This is a genomic window from Hymenobacter oligotrophus (genome assembly GCF_003574965.1).
In the GTDB taxonomy this organism is placed as follows: Bacteria; Bacteroidota; Bacteroidia; order Cytophagales; family Hymenobacteraceae; genus Solirubrum; species Solirubrum oligotrophum.
The window spans coordinates 2,382,099-2,404,390 of the sequence record NZ_CP032317.1 but is presented as its reverse complement, the minus strand read 5'-3'; the positions used below and the strand labels follow the sequence as shown (position 1 = coordinate 2,404,390).

Below are 22,292 nucleotides of genomic sequence, written 5' to 3'. Positions count from 1 at the left end.
TGACGTGCTTGATTAGGCTACTACCGATTTGACCGCTACTTGCTCGGCCGCATGAATGCGCGCGAAGTACACGTCTTCGAGCGTGGGCTCCACGCCCTCGAAGCCGTTGCCGGGCTGCGCCACGCTGTGCACGTGAATGATGGTTTGGCCCGCAAACAACCGCGACGAAATCACCGCGAACTGCTCCTGGTAGCTGCTGAGCTCCTCCTTGCGGATGAGGCGACGCCAGATTTGGCCGCGCATTTCTTCGATGGCCTGCAGCGGGTCGCCGGTGTACAGCACCTGGCCTTTGTTGATGATGGCAAACTGGCGGCATAAGTCCGACACGTCGGACACGATGTGCGTGCTCAGAATCACGATGCGGTCTTCGCCGATTTCGGCCAGCAGGTTATGAAAGCGGTTGCGCTCGGTGGGGTCGAGGCCGGCCGTGGGCTCGTCCACAATAATCAACCTAGGGTTGCCCAGCAGCGCCTGCGCAATGCCGAAGCGCTGCTTCATGCCGCCCGAGTAGCCGCCCAGGTTTTTGTTGCGCACGTTGTAGAGGTTGGTTTGGTGCAGCAAGGCATCCACCACCTGCCGCCGCTCGCTTTTGTTGCTGATGCCCTTGAGCACGGCAAAGTGCTCGAGCAGCTCGGCGGCCGTTACTTTCGGGTACACCCCAAACTCCTGCGGCAAGTAGCCCAGCACCTGGCGCACGCGCTCCGGCTGGTGCAGCACATCGATGTCGCCCAGGCTGATGGTGCCCGAATCGGCTTCCTGCAAGGTCGAAATCGTGCGCATCAGCGACGATTTGCCCGCGCCGTTGGGGCCGAGCAGGCCAAACATGCCCGGCTCGATGCGCAGCGAAACATCGTTGAGGGCTTTGGTGCCGTTGGGGTACGTTTTGGAAAGGTGTTCGATGACCAGTTCCATCTGACTTATAGGGTTAGGGTGTGGAAAGCAAGCGTAGCCTGCGGATAATATATCGGCGTGGGGCCGTGTGCATTACAGCCGCAGGCAAAAAAAAGCCCGGTGGGTAAAACCCACCGGGCGCAAGATGCGTAATTGGCCGCCTTCGTTGCCTATGCAGCCGGCCGCTTCGGCCTTTTTATTTCAATACGATGCCCTGCATTACGGCTTGCGCCACAGGCTGGTACTGTTTCTGCTCCTCAATGGGGCTGTTGAAGTGGAAAACGTACAGCTGGTCGCCGGAAATGGCGTACTGCATCAGCTGGTAGCGTTTCAGCGGAGCCATCATTTCGCGACCGCGGCGGTTGTCGGTCAGCGTCGAAACAAACTCGAGCACCACAAAATCGCGCTTGTTCACGGTGCGGATATCCTTGCTGATGAAATCGACCTTGGTGTAAGTGCGCTTCAGGTTCGATTCGTACACCTTCAGCAGCAGGGCGTAGTCGCGGTCGGTAAAGGTGGTTTGCTTGTTAGCAATGCTGAAATCGACGCGGCCAGCGGGGTTGCTGAACACCGCCAACGGCTTGCGCGCCGCCGGGTACTTCGAGGCAATGGCATCGTCGGGCAGGGGCTGAAAGTCTTCCGGCACGCTCACCGTCAGGTTCTTGGCCACCTGCACTTTCTTTAGTTTGGGGGCTGCAAAAGCGGCCAGCAGCAACAGCAACGGCAGCAGCCACAGGGTAGGGCGGAGGGTATTTCGCGAGGTAGTCATTGAGTGAAGCATCGGAAGCAAAGTAACGCAGCTAGGCCCAACAGAATTTCGTGCCAACTCATTTGCCCCGCCCGCGGCGCGGTGGCCCTAGGTGCCAGGGCCGCAAAAAGCCCCCGGCACCTAGGGCACCGGGGGCTTTACGTTTCAATAGAGCACGTCATGCTCCATCTGGCGTCCGCGCAGCCGAAGCATCTCTGCTGATAGTATTCTACTATTCGACGAAGCGGTAGGGATGCTTCGACTGCGCGGACGCCAGATGGAGCATGACGTTGTATATGAGGCCTTAACGGCGGCCGCGCTTCTTCTTGGTGGCTACCGGCGTGGAGGGGTACTTAATGCGCACCTTCTTCCAGTACAGGTAATTGTCGATTTTGGCCTCTACTAAGTACGTACCGGCCGGAATGTGGCCTAGGTCGACGGGGGCACCGGTGTGGGTGGCAGGGTCGAGCTCCTGCGTGTAAATGGCGTTGTTCTTATAGTCGGTAACGGTGAGCTTGCCAGGCTTGGTAAACTGCTGCGTAAAGCTCAGCAGCACCGAGTTGGAGTTGGGCTTCGGAAAAATGTCGATGCCCGACAAGGTTTCTACGCGCTTAACGGCGCCATCGAGCACCACCGGCTCGGCCGTCGACTTGGTTTTGATTTCGGTGCCCGTGGTTTCCGACTTGGTTTTCGTCTTCACCTTGGTTTGGGCGTGGGCGGCGGGCAAGGCCAATAGAGTAGCAGCGACGAGCGTCAGCGCAAAGCGTTTCATATCGGTGGTAGGAGTAGAAAGTCCGGAGTTGAGAAGTAGCTGAGGCGCCCTTTGCAGAATCCGGGCCAAAATTAACGAAGCTCCTTGTACGTACCCATCGGCCGCACGGCTTGCCTATCTTTGCCGCCTCCGATTTAGTTGTCCGGCTGCCCGCCCTAGGGGGTGGGCCTACCTCTGAGCTTATGCTTCGAACGAATACCTGCGGTGAACTCCGCCTAGCAAATGTTGGCCAAACCGTTACGCTGTGCGGCTGGGTACAGCGCACCCGCGACAAAGGCGCCGTGCTTTACCTGGATTTGCGCGACCGTTACGGCCTTACCCAGGTGGTATTTGAGCAAGGCGTGGAGGCCGACGAGCTGCGCGAGCAAGCCCGCAACCTAGGCCGCGAGTTTGTGGTGAGCATTACGGGCCGCGTAGCCGAGCGCTACAACAAAAACCCCAACCTGCCCACCGGCGACATCGAAATTCGGCCCGAAACCCTGCAGGTGCTTAACCCCGCCAAGCTGCCGCCGTTCCTCATCGAAGACGAAACCGACGGCGGCGACGACCTGCGCATGAAGTACCGCTACCTCGATTTGCGCCGCAACCCCGTGCGCCGCAACCTCGAGCTGCGCCACCGCCTGGCCCAGTCGGTGCGCCGGTACTTGGATAACCAGGGCTTTCTGGAAGTAGAAACCCCGGTGCTCATCAAGAGCACGCCCGAAGGCGCCCGGGACTTTGTGGTGCCCTCGCGCATGAACCCCGGTCAGTTCTACGCCCTGCCGCAGTCGCCCCAAACCTTTAAGCAGCTGCTGATGGTGTCGGGCTTCGACCGGTACTTCCAAATCGTGAAGTGCTTCCGCGACGAAGACCTACGTGCCGACCGCCAGCCCGAGTTCACGCAGATCGACTGCGAAATGGCCTTCGTAACGCAGGAAGACATTCTGCAAACCTTCGAAGGCATGACGCGCCAGATGTTTGTGGAGGTGAAAGGCTTCGACCCGGGCGAGTTTCCGCGCATGACCTACGCCGACGCTATGCGCCTCTACGGCTCCGACAAGCCCGACACGCGCTTTGCCATGCAGTTCGTGGAGTTGAACGACGTGGTGAAAGGCCACGGCTTCCCGGTATTCGATAGCGCCGAGCTGGTAGTGGGCATCAACGCCGCCACCTGCGCCCAGTTCACCCGCAAGCAGCTCGACGAGCTTACCGATTTCGTGAAGCGCCCACAAGTAGGCGCTACCGGCTTGGTATACGCCCGCGTAGAGCAGGACGGCAACGTGAAGTCGTCGGTTGATAAGTTCTACTCGCAAGAGCTGCTGCAGCAGTGGAAAGCCGCCTTCAACGCCAACCCCGGCGACTTGCTGCTGATTTTGGCCGGCCCCGCCGACAAAACCCGCAAAGCCCTCAACGAGCTGCGCCTCGAAATGGGCCAGCGCCTAGGTCTGCGCAACAAGGAGGACTTCCGTCCGCTGTGGGTAGTCGATTTCCCGCTGCTCGAGTTCAACGAAGAGGACGGCCGCTACTACGCCATGCACCACCCCTTCACCTCGCCCAAGCCCGAGGACATTCCGCTGCTCGAAACCAACCCCGGCCAGGTGCGCGCCAATGCGTATGACCTAGTAATCAACGGCACCGAAATCGGCGGCGGCTCCATTCGCATCCACGACCGCGCCGTGCAGGCCAGCATGTTCAAGCTCCTGGGTTTCTCCGAAGAAGAAGCCAAGGCGCAGTTCGGCTTCTTGCTCGATGCCTTCGAGTACGGCGCGCCGCCCCACGGCGGCATTGCCTTCGGCTTCGACCGCCTGTGCTCCATGTTCGGCGGCGCCGATTCCATCCGCGACTTTATTGCCTTCCCAAAAAACAACTCCGGCCGCGACGTGATGATCGACTCGCCTTCGGAGATTTCCTCGGCTCAGCTGAAAGAACTGAGCATTGACACCAAAGTGGAAGCGGCGAAGTAGGGTTTGGTTTGGCATGTGCAAAGCACCTGCGACTTGCTATTGCATGTTGCAGGTGCTTTGTTTTTTATCTTTACTCCCCAAACAGTAATATCTTATGAGAATAGTTTTACACAGGTATCCTTACGGCAAATGTGCAACGCTGCTTAAGCTCACCCTCATCTACTGGGTATTGTGCGTGGGCGTTGTAAGCTCGGCAATAGCCCAACCCAATTTTAAATGGGCAAAGAATGCCGGAGCCGCTAATCAAGCGGCAACGGGGCTTGCCGTTGCAGTAGCCCCCAACGGCAATAGTTATGCAATAGCACAATTCACAGGTAGTATCAAGGTAGGCCCGTTTACACGTACAGCACAGAGTGCATACCCTGAGTGCTTGCTAATTTGCTACGACGCCACAGGGCAGCCGCAATGGGTTAAGCAAATAAGCTCGACTTGGGGTGCAATCAAAATTACCGAACTAAGCGTGGATGAGTCCGGTACTATATGGGCAGCAGGAAATACCCCATCCACTGTAAATGTGGAAGGCATGTCTGCTGCTGTTACTACATTTGCAACCCACAATTATTGTGCATTTGTAGTCGCTTTTGCCCCCGATGGAACACCTAATTGGGCGAAGCTTTTTGTAGCCGATAATTACGCCCGCACAGTTGCTAAGCTGGCACTAGACGAAAAAAATGGGATCGGCTATCTAGCGTATGCTGTAGAGCCTTATCCCAATAATCCTGCATTTTTTGAATTAATCATTCATCGCATAAATGCAACGGGGCAAATTACCGCCTCCCGCGTGCGCAAGGACCAACAGATAAATCCTACTGCTGTTGGGTTTGATCAACGCCGTAAATGGCTGTATGTAGCCGGCGATTACGGCGGGCGAGACGGCTATACACCGCCTTTTGGCGGAACGGTTCAGGGAGGAAGCACCAGGCCGCCAGGTTGGAGTGCAACCGACACAAAGTTTACCGCCTGTCTGGATGCCGACCTCAACCCAAGGTGGAGCGTGGGAGGTGCCGATTTTAATGTATATGACCTTGTAAGCGACGAATCTGGCTCCGTTTATGGCATCGGAAATATGCCAGGAAATGTTATGAGTCTAGGCGGTACTACTTACAATGTTTATGATGGCACCTTTCCTATGCCAGGCAATGATATGTTGGTGTACCGCCTTACGTCGAAAGGTGCTATTAAATTGATTAAAACCTACGGAACGCGCTATACACATGATGTTGCTTATGCTGGACAACGAGGTTCTGATGGACAAGTGGTAGTATGTGGTTATGGAACTCTTAACAACACCCAAGCCGGAAACATTGTGGGGGCCATCGATTCGACAGGTAAAAGAGTTTGGGAAAGGCGCGTATCAGCAAACAGCAATTTGATATTTTGGGATGTAGCGTGTCAACCTGTTAATAACCACGTATTAACTACCGGATCAATGCAAGGAACGATTTCATTCGGCGCAGAGGCTGGAACAGTTACCGCGAGTGGTGCAAAGGATATGTTCGCTTGCAAGCTTACGCCATACCCAGTTATTAGCAGTTTTACTCCTAATGTTGGTGTTTCTACAGCAGTCACTAATGTTGTTATTTCTGGCGAGAATTTTACTGCTGCTACCGCTGTAACTTTTAATGGTTTATCCGCATCCTTTAGTATTAACAAAGAGGGAAATCAAATCAGTGCTCAAGTTCCGGTTGGTGCCACAACTGGCCTTGTTCGGGTGGTAACCCCAGAAGGAGTTGCCACAAGTGCAACGCCTTTTTCCGTGTACCCTTATACCACATGGACCGGAGCAAGCAGCACCGCGTGGGCGAACGCGGCTAATTGGAACGCAGGTGTGCCAGATACAGATGTTGATGCGCTGATACCAGCAGGTGTGCCGCGCTATCCTAGCGTAAGTGCTACAGCCACAGCACGGGACATTACTATTGCAACTGGAGCAACAATGAGCTTGAGTGCTGGTAGGCTAACGGTTGAAAGGAACCTGATATGTGATGGTTCTTTTGTTTCCGCGGTGGCTGTACTAATTACTGGTAAGCCCAATGAGCCAAGATCCGCGACGATTAGTGGAAATGGCATACTCCGCCTCTCGGAATGGATAATCGCCGGTCCAACGACGCAAAAAACTGCCGTAGAGGTTAGCAATGTTATAACAACCACGAAAGATTTAACCGTTCAAGCATCCCTGACGCTTCGTTCCATCCTAGGCGCTACTGCAATGCATGTTAATGCTGGTGGAAGCATTATTGGAGATGTTACGGTAGAGCGTTATATCAGTTCAAGCCGCAACAGCGGGCCTGGGTACCGACATATTAGCAGCCCGGTTGAAAACCGGAAGCTAAGCGATATGCGGTCCACTGGACCGTTGGTTGTTAATCCGGATTTCAATACAAGTTCGACCCCCTGGAATGTAAACCCTTATCCAACGGTGTTTTCATATGAGGAATCGAGATTGACGGCTGGGGCCGGTTTCGGAGCTGGTTGGACGTCGCCGGGAACGTTAGACGCAGGACTACCAGCGGGTAAATCCTTCACTATGCACATTCCCCCGGGAACTGTGCGGATCAGCGGCTCTCTGATTCAGCGTGATGTGACCCTCATTGGGTTGTCTCGTGGAACGCAGCCCGAATCTGGATGGCACCTGTTAGGTAACCCTTTTGCAGCTCCACTCGACTGGTCGAAAGTACCGGTACAAGCAGGAGTTGAAGGGGCAATGTATGTCTACCAAAGCTCAGGTACTTATACAGGCAATTATAGAAGTTATGTTAACGGAGTGGGCAATCCGTTTATCGCCTCCATGCAAGGCTTTTTTGTGCGGGTTAACACCGATAGAACTACTTTCACAATACCGCAAAGTGCTCGGGCAACTACGTATGTCAATCCTGTTGTGAGCCGAACCACTGCTGACACAAGGCCCATCGTAAACCTATCATTAGTTGATAATAAAGAGCAGGCTGATGAAGCGTCTATTTATTGGGCCCCAGATTGTGCTGATACATTCAAAGCAAGTGAGGACGCACGAAAGATCAGTGTGTCGGACCTGCCGCAGCTCTGGATTACTGCAGGGGATGCAAGCTTGAGCATAAATGGTTTGCCAGAGCAGTCACTAAATGTGCCCGTTCCGTTGACTGTCCGTGTTGCAAATGCTGGAGTGCATCAACTGAATTTAGAATCTGTTAATGCGTTGCCGGTTGGCACTAATGTTTGGCTTGAGGATAAACAATTGGGGCTAAGGCATAATCTGTCTCAGCAGAAAACTTATCAGTTCTCAGTGGGACAACCGATGCTAATCGGAGGGCGTTTTGCTCTAACGCTTACAAATCAAATATTGTCCGGTAAAGCCGCAGATAACGGCCTACAAGTTGCATTGTTTCCCAACCCGGCGCATCAATATGTTCGGTTGGAATTGGCCAATAAAGTTACTTCGGGCGCAGTTAAAGTTTTAATCTCAGACTTAGCAGGCCGTGTAGTCAAAATAATTGACCTAGCAGAAGTAAAAAATAATATCGACGTACGTGATTTTGCAAAAGGGGTGTACCTAATACAAATTCACCTTGATGGAGCAACTATTGTACGGCGCTTAACAGTAGAGTAAAACCTACTCTTTAAACAATGATTCCGCGGCTCAAGTACATATCACTTGAGCCGCGGAATCATTGTTTAAAGAGAAGTTGGGACTGGTCTCTTATGCTTGTTAGCTATGACGGTATTTGTAGCTGCAGCCGTAATGACTAATCCAGTCGAAAATTCTTTAAGCTCTAAGTACGAGCGGGTGCCTGTCGTGCAGCACCTCTTGCTGGATAGCTAGGGCAAACACGACCGTAATAGCAATCGGCAGGTCGCTGAACAGCGAGGGCTTTGAGCTCAGTTCTAGCCGAACTCTTCGACAGCTCCTGGCCTACCTGCAGCTTAATCGGGTACAGTTTGATCAGCTCTAGATGACTGCTGGCGGTAGCAGATTAGCGAGCCAGACCTAGGGTGCAAACTTGCCCGCTTGGCTGCGGCTTGCTCCGTATTGCACGCGCGTTTGGCAAGCTGCGATATGCCGGCTTACTTGCGCTAAATGATGCGTTTTGGGTTTCCGCAGCTACCAAGGCTGTACTTCTTGCTAGCAGCGTGCTGCTGGCTGCTTGCCAGCTCGTGGGGGCTGGCCCAAAATCTTACGTTCCGTACCCTAACGTCGCAAAACGGGCTGTCGGAAAACAACGTGTACGCCATTGCCCAGGACCAGCGCGGGTTTCTGTGGCTGGCCACGCAAGACGGCCTCAACCGCTACGACGGCGCCTCGTTCCGGGTGTTTCGCAGCGACCCGCAAGTGCGCGGCAGCCTCGGCAGCAACTTTGTGTTGGCGTTGGCTACCGACAAAAAAGGCGGCGTGTGGGTGGGCACCGGCGGCGGCGGTTTGGCGTGCTTTGACCCGCTTACCGAACGTTTTCGCATTTACGAAACCGGTGGGCCCGGCACCTTGGCCGATAACTTTGTGCGCGCCGTGTACGCCGATGGTCAGGGCCGCATCTGGGCCGGCACCGAGGGCGGTCTGCATCTGCTGAATGCCGCCACGGGCAAGTTTCGGTTGTTTAAACACGGCCCCGGCGTAAGCGGCAGCGTACGCGGCAATTCCATTCGCAGCATCGCGCAAAGCTCCGACGGCCGCGTGTGGGTAGGCACCGGCGAAGGCCGCATAAGCTACGCCAACGAACAAACCGGCGAGCTGGTGCCGCTGGCCGGTTGGCAACACGGCGACGCCATCAAGGACCTGGAGCCCACCCGCAGCAACGGCCTGTGGGTTGCCACCGAGCACATGGGCCTCTACTACCTAGGGCTGAACAACAATCAGCAGGTGCATTACCAGCACGAGCCCGGTACGGAAGGCGGCTTGCCTTCCGACGACATCCGCAATTTGCTGGTGGATAGCCAGCAGAACTTGTGGGTAGGTACGGCCGCGGGCATGTGCCGCTACAATGCCCGCACCAACGCGTTCGAGGTGTGGCGCCATCAGCAAAACGCCCCGCGCGGCCTGCCTACCGATAAGGTGCACAGCCTGTTTGAAGACCGCTCGGGCTTGTACTGGGTGGGCACCGAGCACGGGCTTTCCAGCTTCGACCCGCGGCCCAATGCTTTTGCGCAGCCCATTCCGCTGCGGGTTACGGGCTCGGTGTGGGCCATTGCCGAGGATGCCCGCCGCAACCTCTGGTTTGGCTCCGAGGCCCTGGGTCTGCACCGGCTCGAGCCCCGTACGGGGCGCATCACCACCTACCGCCACAACGAAAACGACCCCGAAAGCCTTCCCGAAGACTTTATCCGGGCCTTGCTGCCCGACCGCGACGGGCGCCTGTGGGTGGGTACCCAAAGCCAGGGGCTGGCCTGCCTCGACCCGGCCACCGGGCGTTTTCGGCGCTTTCGCCACAACCCCGCCGACCCCACCAGCCTCTCCGACGACTTTATCCGGTGCATTTACCAGGACAAACAAGGGCGCTTGTGGGTAGGCACCGAAGGCGGCCTCAACCTTTTCGATCCGGTAAGCGGCCGCAGCGCCGTGTACCGCCACAACCCCCGCGACCCGCGCAGCCTAAGCAGCAACTTTGTGCGCTGCGTATTCCAAGACAAGCGCGGGCGCATATGGGTAGGCGTGGGCGGCGGCGGGCTAAGCTTGTTCGATCCGCGCACGGGCCATTGCCGGGCGTTCCGGGCCAACCAAACCGACCCGCACAGCCTCAGCAACAACTTTGTGCGCTGCATGCTCGAGGATGAGCAGGGGCGCTTGTGGCTTGGCACCGAAGGCGGCGGGCTTACCTGCATGGTGGATGCCGAAAAGGGCCGTTTTGTAACGTACCGCGAGCGGCAGGGCCTGCCCAACAATGTTATCTACGGCATGTCGGCCGACGGGCGAGGCGGGCTTTGGATGGCCACCAACAAAGGCATTGCGCAGTTTACGCCTAGCACCGGCAAGTTCCGGACTTACGACACCCGCGACGGCCTGCCCCAAGACGAGCACAACGCCGGCGCCTACCTGCGCGCCGCCGACGGCCGCCTGCTGTTTGGCGGCCCCAACGGGGTGGTGGCTTTTTACCCCACGGCCGTGCGCCACAACCCCGTGCCGCCGCCGGTGGTGCTCACGCGGTTCCGCAAGTTCAACCAGCCCTCGGAGCTCGATACCAGCATCACCGAAAGCCGCGAAATCCGGCTTACCCCGCGCGACTATCTGTTCTCCATCGAGTTTGCGGCCCTCAACTACCGCCTGCCCGATAAGCACCGCTTCATGTACAAGCTGGAGAACTTCGACGACACCTGGATCGACGCGGGCAACCAGCACCAGGCCACTTACACCAACCTCGACCCCGGCACCTACACCTTTCGGGTGCGCGCCGCCAACAACGATGGCGTATGGAGCCCCAGCGGCACGGCGCTGCGCCTGATTGTGGAGCCGCCGTGGTACCAAACGTGGTGGTTCCGCATCTTGGCGAGCTGGTTTGTGTTCGGCTTGCTGTTTCTGGCCTACCGGGTGCGCGTAAGCCAGCTGCTGGCCCTGGAGCGGGTGCGCCACAACATTGCCCGCGACCTGCACGACGACATGGGCTCGACGCTTAGCTCCATCAGCATCCTGAGTCAGTTGGCCCGCACGCACCAGCAGCGCGGCAGCGTGGAGCAGTCGTCGCAGCTGCTCGAGCAAATCGGCGAATCGTCGCGGCGCATGCTCGATTCGATGGACGACATCGTGTGGGCCATCAACCCTGCCCACGACAGCATGGAATCGGTTACCTCGCGCATGCGCTCCTTCGCCTCCGATGTGCTCGAGGCGCGCGGCATCGACTTTATTTTTAAAGTAGCGCCGGAGGTTACCGAGCACCGCCTGCCCATGCGCGCGCGCCGCGAGTTTTTCCTGCTTTTCAAGGAGGCCGTTAACAACCTCGCCAAGTACTCCAAAGCCGAGTTTGCCTCCATTAAGCTCGATTATGAAAACCGAAACTTGGTATTGCGCGTGGACGACAACGGCGTCGGTTTCGACCCGAACGCGCCGGCACAGGGAGGCGGCAACGGCATGACCAACATGCGCAGCCGCGCCGCTGCCATCAAGGCCGATTTGCACATTGACACCGCGCCCGGGCAAGGCACTAAACTGCAGCTGCGCGTGCCGATGAAGTAGTGCCCACGGCCTCACATCATTATGCGAGGCGCCGCGTCGGGGCTTTGTCTACCTTGCAGCATCCAGTCCGCTCTTGTATCCACCACCGTTCAGCACATGGAAACCGCTACCCGCGTACTCATTTACGAAGACAATCCCGACCTGCGCCTGAGCCTGAGCCACCTGCTGGGCGGCACGCCCGGCCTCGAGCTGGTGGGGGCCCTAGGTAACTGCCAGCAGGTAGAAACCGACATTCCGCGCCTGAAACCCGATGTGGTGCTGATGGACATCGACATGCCCGGCATCAACGGCATCGAGGGCCTCAAGCGCATTAAAGCCTCGCAACCCAAGGTAAGCGTGGTGATGCTGACGGTGTTTGAGGACAACGACCGGGTGTTTCAGGCCGTGTGCGCCGGCGCCGATGGCTACCTGCTGAAGAAAACGCCCCCCGCCAAGTTGCTCGACGCCATTGGCGAGGTGCGCGCCGGCGGTGCCCCCATGACGCCGGCCATTGCCCGCCAGGTGCTGCGTCTGTTCCCGAAACCGGCCGCTCCGCGCCAGCAAGAAGACTCGCCGGCCAATCTGAGCGCCCGCGAGCAGGAAATCTTGGGCTTGCTGGTAGAGGGTTACAGCTACAAAATGATTGCCCACGACCGCGGCATTTCGCTCGATACGGTTCGCTCGCACATCAAGAAAATTTACGAAAAGTTGCACGTGCGCTCCATGACGGAAGCCGTAAGCAAAGCCTTGCGCCAAGGCCTCACCTAACCGCCAGGGCCCTAGGTGCCCAAGCGGGCACCAGGGCCGGGCAGGGGTAGGGCGGCTCACATTGTATCACATCATCATGTGATTGTGCCTTGCCTGCGAGCTGCTGATATTTACTGCATCAGACTCTCGCAGTCAGGTTGTTATCTCACTCTTTCAATGGCAGTTATGTCAACGAAATCCCGAGAACAGCTGCTGATTTCTTTGCTGGGCCTGTGCCTCATCGGCCGCCCGGCGCTGGCTTAGCGCGGTACCGCCGCCTAGCCCCGACACACCTCCTGCAGCTCGGCAGCTGCGCTCCGTGAGTGAGCCAAACATACACCCGCCCGGTTGGTTGCCATACCAGCCGGGCGGGCTTGTTTGGGCCCCGCCCTACCTATTTTATGGTTGCGCACGTTTGATAGTTCGCCGGGGCGCGGGCTATCTTCGTTACCGAGCCCCCGTTCCACCGTGCCTTATGCAGTTACTCCGCAACCTCAAGCTTACCGACGTTTTCGTGCTCGACATTGAGACCGTGCCCTGCGTAGGTTGCCACGACGAGCTCGACGAGATGCTGCGCCACCTGTGGGAGCACAAAGCCCAGAGCTTGCGCCGCCAGCAGGGCTACCCCAGCTGGGGTGCCGAGGAAATTGAGCCCATGCCCGACCGCCTTTCGGCCGCGGCGCTTTTTGCACAGGCCGGCATTTACGCCGAGTTTGGCCGCGTGGTGTGCATTTCCCTAGGTTGCTTTTACCACGACAAGCAGGAGCAGCTGCGCTTCCGGGTGAAAAGCTTTGCCGCCGACGACGAAGCTGCCTTGCTGCGCGAATTTGCCGAAGTGCTAAGCCGCAAGCCCGGCCACATGCTGTGCGCCCACAATGGCAAGGAGTTCGACTTTCCGTACCTCTCCCGGCGCATGATAATCAACGGCGTGCCGCTGCCGCCCCAGCTCGATGTAGCCGGCAAAAAGCCCTGGGAAGTAAACCACCTTGATACCATGGAGCTCTGGAAGTTCGGCGACCGGAAGTCTTTTACCTCGCTGGCGCTGCTGGCCGCCATGTTCGGCATTCCCACGCCCAAAGACGATATCAGCGGCGCCGATGTGGCCCGCGTGTACTACGAGGAGCGCGATCTGCCTCGCATCGTTAAGTATTGCCAGAAAGACATCATCACCACTGCCCGCGTGCTGATGAAGTTCCGCGGCGACGACCCCTTCGACGACGCAGCCGTGGTGTACGCCGATCAGCCCGAAATGGCGGTTTTGCGGTTGGCCTGAAAAGCCAAACCTCACACATGGCAAGGCAGCCCTAAGGGGCTGCCTTTTTGTTTGGCTACCGGCGCAAAACCAATGTGGATAACCTTGTTAATATGTTGATAAATTATTGTATTATTACCTATGGTGTAACTTCTTATCCCCTAGGTCATGTCGCAAAATGTGTTGGAGGAAGTCTTGGCCTGTTTCACGGCACCAGCCGTAAGCCAAGTAAGTGCAGCGGTGGGAGAAAGCGAAACGGGTATTCGGAAAGCTTTGCCTAAGGTGGTGCCGCTGGTGCTCAGCAGCCTTATTAAACTCTCGGAGCAGGTAGGCGGCAGCGAAGTCATCTGGACGATGGCCCTCGACGCCAACCGGGCCGACAGCCGCACGGATGTGCTGGCCGCCGAAAACGAAAGCAGTCCGGCGCACCGCGGGCAGCAGCTCATCCGGTCGTTGCTGACGGAGAACAACCACCGGCGCGTGGGCGAAATAGCCCTTGAAAGCGGCATCCGCCACGCAGCCGTAGAGCGCTTGCTTGGCGTTGTGGCGCCCGTAATGCTGGGGGTGCTGGGCGAGCACGCCACCCGGCAGTCGCTCGATGCCCCGGCCCTAGGTCGTTGGCTACATGCCCAGCGCAGCAGCGTATCGGGCTTGCTGATCGGCGAAAAGGAAAGTGCCCTTGTGGCGCCGCAGCCCGTGCCGGAACCCCGGCGGCCCCTGCCGCCCGTTCACGAGCCCGTAGCGGTGCACGAGGGTTTTTCGCAGCGGCAATGGTTGTGGCCGGCCCTATTGGTGCTGTTGGCCGTGCTTACGGGCTTCTTTCTGGGCCAGAACCGCACGGCCCCACTAGCCAGCCTGCCTCCGGCCAGTTCCTACACAGCCGGCTTAGGTACCGCCAACGACCGCGTAGTGCCCAGCGCAGTGCCCGCCCGCGCCGCCAGCAACGCGCCCACCAGCAACGCTGCCCCGGGCGGCGGCCGTTACGATGCCGCCACCGAAAACTACATCTACGATACGGGTAAGCCGGTGCAGCTTACTTTGCTGGGCGGCACCACGCACACCGTGGGCGCCAACTCCACCGAAAACCGCCTCTACCGCTTCTTGGCCGATGCCAACGTGCAGGTCGATTCGATTAACCGCACCAAGGGCTGGATCAATTTCGACCGGGTGTATTTCGATGCCCGTAAAGCAACGCTCACCGACGAGTCGATGGCGCAGCTACGCAACGTGGCCGATATCCTGAAAAGCTTTCCTCGCTCCCGCGTGAAGATTGGCGGCTATACCGATACCACGGGCGTATTCATGCAAAACCTGAAGCTAAGCGAAGAGCGCGCTACCGTGGCCATGGCGGCGTTGGTAGGCCTGGGTGTGCCCCCAAACCGCATTGAGGCCAAGGGCTACGGGCAGAAGTACCCCGTAGCCAGCAACGAAACTCCGGTAGGCCGCGCGCTCAACCGGCGCATCAGCATTCGGGTTACGCACAAATAGTTTGCCCTAACGGGCACAAAAAAGGCAGCCCGCGCGGGCTGCCTTTTTTGTTGCACTGCCAAGCAGAAACTCTATCCGTTCAGAACGCCTTCCACAATGCCGGGCACCACGCCCAACAGCACCGTAATGGCCACCAGCAGCACCAGCACCGCCGACTGAAACGCGCTAACGGGGACCGGAGCTTCGTTGCCTTCGGGGGCGGGGCGCATGTACATGGCAATGATGGGGCGCAGGTAGTAGTAGATGCCAATGGCCGACATCACCACAGCAAAGATTACCAAGCCGATGTAGCCTTCTTGAGCTGCAGCTGTGAACAAGTAAAACTTGCCAAAGAAACCACCCGTGAGCGGAATGCCGGCCAACGAAAGCATCGAAACCGTCATGGCAAAAGCCAGCAGCGGGTTGGTGCGGGCCAGGCCGTTCAATCCCTCGTAGTCGTCGCGGCCGCGTTGGTCGTCTACTAGCTTGAGCACGGCGAAGGCCGCCACTGTTGCAATGGAGTAAGCTAGGGAGTAGAAGAAGATGGCGTTGGCCGACAAATTACCGCTGCGCAGGGCTACCAAAGCCAGCAGCAAGTAACCCGCGTGCGAAATGCTCGAGTAAGCCAGCATGCGCTTGGCGTTGGTTTGCGCCACCGCGCCTACGTTGCCGATCAGCAACGTGAGCACCAGCATGGCCGTGAGCGTGGGCAACCACATGCTGCTGGAGTTGTCGGCGAAAGCAACGAGCAACAGCTTAAAGAAACCAGCAATACCGGCCGTTTTCACCACGGTGCTCATAAAGCCCGTGAAGATGGTTGGTGCACCCTCGTACACGTCGGGCGTCCAGAAGTGGAAGGGCGCGGCCGAAATTTTAAAGCCAATGCCAATCAGCATCAGCAAAATGCCGACGTACAGCATGGGCATCATTGCGGGGTTGGCCGTGGGCAGCGCCCGGGCGGCCACGCCCAACTGATCGAGGGCGAACGTGCCCGACGCACCGTAAATCAGCGCCATGCCGAAGAGCAGGATGCCGGTGGCAAACGAGCCCATCAGGAAGTACTTCAGGGCAGCTTCGTTGGAGCGCAGGTTGCTCTTATCGGATCCGGCCAGCACGTACATGGCAATGCTGAGCGTTTCGATACCTAGGAAGAGGATGAGCAGGTGATTGTAGCTCACCATCATGATGGCGCCCACCAGCGAAAACAGCATCAGGCTGTAGTACTCGGCCAGGTTGGGGTTGCCTTCGCGCACGTATTTGTGCGAGAACGGCAGCAGCAGCAGCGTAGTGAGCACCACTACAGCAGTGAATACCTGCGCGTAGCGGTCGAAGATAAGCATGCCGTTGAAGTAGGGCGAGGCGTTCCACGACGACAGCGCCCCGGTGGAGTCGATGCCCGATAGGTTTACGGCAAACACCACGGCCAACACCAGCAACACCGCCGGCAGCAGCACCCGGTTGGAGCGAAGGAAACCTAGGAACAGGTTGGCCAGCCCGGTAACAGAAAGCAGGATAATCGAGAGCATGAGTCGGGTGGCTTAGCGGTTGATTAGCACCAGCAGCTTGTTCACGGCGGGCTCCGAAATGTGCAGGAAGGTGCCAGGGAACAGCCCGATCCAGAACACCATCAGGATAAGCGGCACGAGCACAGCCAGCTCAGCGCCGGTTAGGTCGCGGATAACGCTGGAAAACGACGAGTCGGGGCCGAGCATCACCCTCTGGAACATACGCAGCAAGTACACCGCCCCAAAGATGATGGTGAGGCCGGCCACAGCGCCCAGCCAAGGATTGTACTGGTACACGCCCATCAGCAGCAGAAACTCGCCTACAAAGCCGTTGGTGAGCGGCAGCGCTACAGTACCTAGCAGGATTACTAGGAAAGTAACCGATAACAGCGGGGTAGCGCGCGTCAGGCCACCCAACTCCGGAATCTGGCGGGTGCCGGTGCGGCGCTCGATGATGTCGGAAATGAAGAACATGCCTACTACGTTCACGCCGTGGGCCAGCATTTGTATTGCGGTGCCCTGCAGGCCTACGGCCGTAAGCGAGAACATGCCGGCAATCATCAGGCCTACGTGCGAGAGCGACGAGAAAGCAATCAGGCGCTTCATGTCGCGCTGACGGATGGCGATAAGCGCACCGTAGATGATGCCGATAACGGCCAGAATCATCACCAGCCAGCTCCACTGGCTAACGCCCAGCGGCACCACCGGCAGTACCCAGCGCATGGTGCCGTAAATACCCATTTTCAGCATAATGCCCGACAGCAGCATGGTGGCTGGCGTGGGGCTTTGCTCGTAGGTATCGGGCTGCCACGAGTGCAGCGGGAAGATGGGCATCTTCACGGCGAAGGCCGAGAACACCAGCAGGAATACCCACGACTGCTCGGCAGCCGAGAGGCGCAGGTTGTAGAAGGCGGTTAGGTCGGAGCTGCGCACCGCGCCGTTAGCACCCGTCATGTAGTACAGGTACACAAAACCGGCCAGCATTAGCAAGGAGCCAACCACGGTGTAGATAAAGAACTTAAGCGTAACCTGCACGCGCCGCTCGCCACCCCACACACCGGCAAGGAAGTAAATCGGAATCAACGCTACTTCCCAGAAGAAGTAGAATACGAACGCATCCATGGCTACAAACACGCCGATGAGGCCGGTTTGCATGAACAACACCAAGGCGTAGAATACCGAGGGGTTCTCGTAATCGTGGCGGAAGGATGCGAGCAGAATTAGCGGCACCAAAAAGGCCGTGAGCAGTACCAGCAGCAAGCTCAGGCCATCAACCCCGATGTGGAAGTTGATGCCAGCTGAAGCCAACCAAGGGTAGTTGATTTCGAATTGTGGTTGGGAATTGACTTGGAACGCGACCGTCATGTAAACGGCCAGTGCCAACTCAACCAACGAAGCACCAAAGGCCAAGGCTCGAGCAGCGCTGCCGCGCACAAAGTGCAGCAACAGTGCAGCCGCTACCGGCCAAAGGAGAACAATAAGCAAAAGGGCAGTTTGCATAACGCGAACTTCGAGGGATGCGGAGTAGCCCGCCTATGGATTACAGTCGGATGAAATTCAGGGCCAGCACCACCACGATGCCGATTACCATCAGCAGCAGGTAGGTTTCAACGCGGCCGGTTTGCAGGTTGCGCAGCAGCTGCGAGCCACCCATTACCAAACGACCTAGTCCATTCACGGAGCCATCTACCACGCGCTTTTCCACGCCATCGTGCAAGCCGCGCGAGAGAAACATGGAAGGGCGCACGAACAGGGCGTTGTACAGCTCGTCGACGTAGTACTTGTTGTACACCAAGTTCTCGAAGAAGCCACGAGGCTGGTTGTCTTCGGTTGGGCGGGTGCGGCGTGCGGCGTAGAGCACGTAGGCCAGCACAATACCCAGCACACCAGCGGCTACCGAGAAGCCAATAAGCATGTACTCGGTGGCATGGTCGATTTCAGCACCGAAAGCTTCGGGGTTCAGTTGGCGCGAGTAGTTGAACAACGGCGCTAAGAAGTCGGCCAAGTAGCCTTTGCCCAAGAACAGCGGCGCGTTCATGAAACCACCTACGGCAGCCAGAATGGCCAGAATAATGAGCGGCAGCGTCATGCTAGCCGGCGACTCGTGCAGGTGGTGCTTCTGCTCCTCGGTGCCGCGGAACTCGCCGAAAAAGGTGAGGAACAGCAGGCGGAACATGTAGAAGGCCGTCAGGAAAGCCGTAAGCAGGCCAATGCCCCACAGCACTTTGTTGTGCTCGTAGGCGTGGGCCAAGATTTCATCTTTCGAGAAGAAGCCCGAGAATGGCGGAATGCCCGAAATAGCTAAGCAGCCGATTAGGAACGTGAGGAAAGTAATCGGCAGGGCTTTGCGCAGGCCACCCATGCGGCGGATGTCCTGCTCGTTGCTCATGGCATGAATTACCGAACCAGCACCTAGGAACATCAGTGCCTTGAAAAAGGCGTGCGTGAGTACGTGGAACAGCGACGAGCTGTAGCCCATTATGCCCAGCGCCAGGAACATGTAGCCGAGCTGCGAAACAGTGGAGTATGCCAGTACCTTTTTAATGTCGTTTTGGGCTACGCCGATGGTGGCGGCGAACAGGGCCGTGATGGCGCCAATCCAGGCTACTACCTCCAGCGTGTCGGGCGACAGGGTGTAGAGCACGTTGGAGCGCAGCACCATGTAAATACCAGCCGTTACCATGGTGGCGGCGTGGATAAGCGCCGAAACCGGCGTGGGGCCGGCCATAGCGTCGGGCAGCCAGGTGTAAAGCGGCAGCTGCGCCGATTTACCCATAGCGCCCACGAAAAGCAGCAGCGTGATGGCGGTAACCACGCCCGCGCCAATCTGCATTTGCGAAGCTTTTTGGAAAACCTCGCCGTACTGCACCGAGTCGAAAGTGAAGTAGATCAGGAAGATGCCCAGTAGGAAGCCTAGGTCGCCAATGCGGTTGATGATGAATGCCTTCTTGGCGGCGTTGTTGTAGTTGGTATTCTTATTCCAGAAACCAATCAGCAGGTAGGAACAGAGGCCCACGCCTTCCCAGCCGATGAACAGAATCACGAAATTGGCGCCCATCACCAGCACCAGCATCGAGAAAACGAACAGGTTGAGGAAGGCGAAGAACTTACCCACGTTCTCATCGTGGTGCATGTACCCGATGGAGTACACGTGGATGAGGAAGCCTACGCCGGTAACCAGCAGCAGCATGATGAGGCTGAGCTGGTCGATTTGGTACGCGAAGGGGATGCTCAGCGAGCCGACCGAAATCCAGTCGAACAGGTGCACCACGTAGGGGTATTGGAACGTGGTGAACAGGTACACCGAAATCAGGAAGGAACCCAACACGGTGGCGCTGCCGATAAGCCCGGCTACCGTGCCCGAAAGGCGACGGTTGAGCAAGCCGTTGATGAGAAAGCCCAAAAACGGCAGCAGCGGAATAAGAATGTAGAGCAGCGGTGAGCCGCCGAAAACGGCGAGAGGCGCTTGTTCAGCCATGAGCGTCGATGTGCTGATGTGCGTTGTTTGCGTGTCGGCCTAGGTAAGCTGGTGCGTAGGATGCCCAAGGGCAGCTAGCACTCCGCGTAGTACGGGCCGGCAAAAATGATTACCACTTCAACCGGTCGAGCAGGTTGACGTCGGTGTTCTGAATGTTGCGGTAAATCATCACGATGATGCCCAGGCCCACTGCAACTTCGGCAGCGGCCACGGCCATGATGAAAAACACAAAAACTTGCCCGTTGGGGTCGGCACGGTAGGCCGAGAAAGCGGCCAACAGCACGTTCACGGCGTTGAGCATCAGCTCCACGCACATGAAAATAATAATGGCATTGCGCCGGCTCAGCACGCCCAACACCCCAATTGAGAACAGGGCAGAGGCAAAGAATATGTAGTGCTGAAGCGGAATCGTGCGGATGACTTCCGGTATCGTCTGTTCCATTCAGGACGGGGTAGCGGCAGAAAAAAGGTCTACCTCAGCGGTAGGCCGAATTAGCGGGCAAAGGTATCCTGAAAATCGGAAAACTCCCGCGGAAAAGTACCGGCCACAAGCACCAGCATTTGTCTTTCGCCCTTTTGCTGAGTAGGCTGCCGCTGCCGACGCCTAGGTTTCGCGCTGAGCGGTGACAGGCGCGGTCGGCTAAGAGGACCAAACGAAACTGCACCGCTCAGCGTGGTGCCTGCGCACTCCCCGAAATTTTCTATTCCCGGTAAAGTATTTTTCCGGTGCCTGCGTCTTCCCCTTCAGAATGGAACAGGCATTGACCATACTTCCTACCGCGGCGGCCATGACCGAGCAAAACGACCGGGTGCAAGAGGCCGTGCGAGAGCAGCGCAGCAAGCTGCTCTCGTTTATCCGCCGCCGCATCCCCGACGAAGCCGACGCCGAAGACGTGCTGCAGGACGTTTTCTACGAACTCGTGCAGAGCTACCGCTTAGTGAAGCCCGTGGAGCAAATGGCCGCTTGGCTGTTTCGGGTAGCCCGCAACAAAATCATCGACCGCTACCGCCGGCCCAAGCCTGCGTCGCTCGAAGAGGCGGCCTCGTACCACTCGGCCTCCGACACTGATGAGCCTCTGCTACTAGCCGATGTGCTGCCCGCGCCCGACGACTCCACCGAAACCGCCATGGCGCGCGAAACCATTATGGAAGCTATTCTGGACGCCCTCGAAGAGCTGCCGCCCGCCCAACGCCAAGTGTTTGTGTGGCACGAGTTCGACGGCAAAACGTTCAAGCAGATGTCGGAAGAAACCGGCGTTCCGCTGAAAACCCTGATTTCGCGCAAGCATTACGCGGTGCAGCAACTCCGCACCAAACTGCAGGCGCTCTACACCGATTTGTTTCTCGACTAACTCCCTCCCCGATATGAACCGCAATTTTTGGTTGCTCCGCGGCCTGCGCTTTTTGCTTTTTGTGGCCGTGTTCGTGGCGTTGGCCAGCCTGGCCGTTATGGCACTCTGGAACTGGCTGATGCCGGCCATTTTCGGCTTGCCCTTTATCTCGTTCGCGCAGGCCCTAGGTCTGTTGGTGCTGAGCAAGATACTGTTTGGTGGCTTCCGGGGCGGCCCAGCCGGCGGCTGGAAAGCCCGCGCCCAAGCTCACTGGCGCCAGAACATGGAAGCCCGCATGCAAGGCATGACGGAAGAGGAGCGGGAGAAATTCCGCCAGAAAATGAGCCGCTGCAGCGCCGGTTGGGCCCGAATGACCGCGCCTGAAGTTTAGCCTACCCAAACTGCATCGGCGGAATAAAACAAAAGCGGTGCTTGGGGCTTCAGGCACCGCTTTTGTTTGAATTAGCGCAGGTAATGAGCTGCCAGAACAATAACATACAGCCAGCTATTGTACAGCAGAGTATACATGAATCCATAACCGGCGCTTCTGCCGAGTTGCCCTTTGCATTGTGCTGAATGCCGGAAGATCAGCCGCAGCGCTCGGAAGAAAATCCAGTACAGCACCGCTGCAAACACCAGGAAAACCACCCAGATTACTGCGGCCTACGTCCAAAGCAGTAGCGCAGCCACTACTGCTACCAGTAGCCATAACAATATTGCGACAAGCATTCCGCCGCAACCTTCCCCTGCATCAAGGCCTTCTACGTCGAGTATGTCAATGTTTTTTGGAAAAGGTATGCGCCTCAACCGTGCGGCTGTCGGAACATGGGCAGGTGCGAGGCATACACCCGGCCAGTGCCAAAGCCCGGCTGTGACGAAAGTGAAAAAAGCAGCGGAAAGGATCGTCAGTGCTATAAGTGAATCTTTGAACAGACTCCAATCTTGACTTAAACCGATAAACCAAACAAGGAAGATAGTAAGTGTAGCTGCTAACAGGGTAGCAGTAAAGGCGGGTTTGGAAGGTAGCAGCCGGAAGGGATGCCG

15 protein-coding genes are annotated in these 22,292 nt (G+C 57.6%); 8 read left to right on the top strand and 7 right to left on the bottom strand.

Going from position 1 to position 22,292, the window contains the following annotated elements; genetic code table 11:
• Positions 1-12: 12 nt before the first annotated feature.
• The 3 genes from D3Y59_RS10290 to D3Y59_RS10280 form a co-directional block, all read right to left on the bottom strand.
• Positions 13-912, bottom strand: a complete 900-nt coding sequence (locus D3Y59_RS10290; protein ID WP_119444976.1) for an ABC transporter ATP-binding protein — start codon at positions 910-912, stop codon at positions 13-15.
• Positions 913-1,087: 175 nt separating this feature from the next.
• Entirely contained in the window at positions 1,088-1,660 is a 573-nt protein-coding gene (locus tag D3Y59_RS10285) for a hypothetical protein (protein ID WP_119444975.1), read from the bottom strand.
• Positions 1,661-1,943: 283 nt separating this feature from the next.
• Positions 1,944-2,411 carry a hypothetical protein gene (locus D3Y59_RS10280; protein WP_119444974.1) on the bottom strand — a complete coding sequence of 156 codons (468 nt, stop codon included), beginning with the start codon at positions 2,409-2,411 and terminating at the stop codon, positions 1,944-1,946.
• A 182-nt stretch (positions 2,412-2,593) separates the two neighbouring features.
• On the opposite strand from D3Y59_RS10280, the gene aspS reads away from it, so the two are divergent.
• The 6 genes from aspS to D3Y59_RS10250 all read left to right on the top strand — a co-directional run bounded on the left by aspS (position 2,594) and on the right by D3Y59_RS10250 (position 14,955).
• Complete coding sequence (aspS, locus tag D3Y59_RS10275) at positions 2,594-4,354, top strand: aspartate--tRNA ligase (RefSeq protein ID WP_119444973.1); 1,761 nt, start codon at positions 2,594-2,596, stop codon at positions 4,352-4,354.
• 94 nt (positions 4,355-4,448) lie between these two features.
• Positions 4,449-7,940, top strand: coding sequence for a T9SS type A sorting domain-containing protein (locus D3Y59_RS10270; RefSeq protein ID WP_119444972.1), 3,492 nt, complete (start codon positions 4,449-4,451; stop codon positions 7,938-7,940).
• A gap of 468 nt (positions 7,941-8,408) precedes the next feature.
• Entirely contained in the window at positions 8,409-11,489 is a 3,081-nt protein-coding gene (locus tag D3Y59_RS10265; protein WP_119444971.1) for a sensor histidine kinase, read from the top strand.
• A 96-nt stretch (positions 11,490-11,585) separates the two neighbouring features.
• Positions 11,586-12,236 carry a response regulator gene (locus tag D3Y59_RS10260; RefSeq protein ID WP_119444970.1) on the top strand — a complete coding sequence of 217 codons (651 nt, stop codon included), beginning with the start codon at positions 11,586-11,588 and terminating at the stop codon, positions 12,234-12,236.
• Positions 12,237-12,690: 454 nt separating this feature from the next.
• The gene (locus tag D3Y59_RS10255; protein WP_119444969.1) at positions 12,691-13,488 is read left to right on the top strand and encodes a 3'-5' exonuclease; all 798 of its coding nucleotides are present in this window, start codon (positions 12,691-12,693) and stop codon (positions 13,486-13,488) included.
• A gap of 147 nt (positions 13,489-13,635) precedes the next feature.
• A complete protein-coding gene (locus D3Y59_RS10250) occupies positions 13,636-14,955 on the top strand; it encodes an OmpA family protein (RefSeq protein WP_119444968.1) in 1,320 nt (439 codons plus the stop codon).
• 71 nt (positions 14,956-15,026) lie between these two features.
• Here the strand turns inward: D3Y59_RS10250 and D3Y59_RS10245 are convergent, their stop codons facing one another.
• The 4 genes from D3Y59_RS10245 to nuoK all read right to left on the bottom strand — a co-directional run bounded on the left by D3Y59_RS10245 (position 15,027) and on the right by nuoK (position 20,359).
• The gene (locus D3Y59_RS10245; RefSeq protein ID WP_119444967.1) at positions 15,027-16,460 is read right to left on the bottom strand and encodes an NADH-quinone oxidoreductase subunit N; all 1,434 of its coding nucleotides are present in this window, start codon (positions 16,458-16,460) and stop codon (positions 15,027-15,029) included.
• Positions 16,461-16,472: 12 nt separating this feature from the next.
• Positions 16,473-17,939, bottom strand: coding sequence for a complex I subunit 4 family protein (locus D3Y59_RS10240; protein ID WP_119444966.1), 1,467 nt, complete (start codon positions 17,937-17,939; stop codon positions 16,473-16,475).
• A gap of 40 nt (positions 17,940-17,979) precedes the next feature.
• Positions 17,980-19,917 (bottom strand): NADH-quinone oxidoreductase subunit L, encoded by a 1,938-nt coding sequence (gene nuoL / locus D3Y59_RS10235; protein WP_119444965.1) that lies wholly within the window; start codon positions 19,915-19,917, stop codon positions 17,980-17,982.
• 109 nt (positions 19,918-20,026) lie between these two features.
• Positions 20,027-20,359, bottom strand: a complete 333-nt coding sequence (gene nuoK / locus D3Y59_RS10230) for an NADH-quinone oxidoreductase subunit NuoK (RefSeq protein ID WP_119444964.1) — start codon at positions 20,357-20,359, stop codon at positions 20,027-20,029.
• Positions 20,360-20,666: 307 nt separating this feature from the next.
• Between nuoK and D3Y59_RS10225 the strand changes: the two genes are divergently transcribed.
• Positions 20,667-21,269 (top strand): RNA polymerase sigma factor, encoded by a 603-nt coding sequence (locus D3Y59_RS10225; RefSeq protein WP_205590818.1) that lies wholly within the window; start codon positions 20,667-20,669, stop codon positions 21,267-21,269.
• Positions 21,270-21,282: 13 nt separating this feature from the next.
• On the top strand, positions 21,283-21,639 hold the full coding sequence (locus tag D3Y59_RS10220) for a hypothetical protein (protein ID WP_119444963.1): 357 nt from the start codon (positions 21,283-21,285) through the stop codon (positions 21,637-21,639).
• The last annotated feature ends 653 nt before the right edge of the window (positions 21,640-22,292 follow it).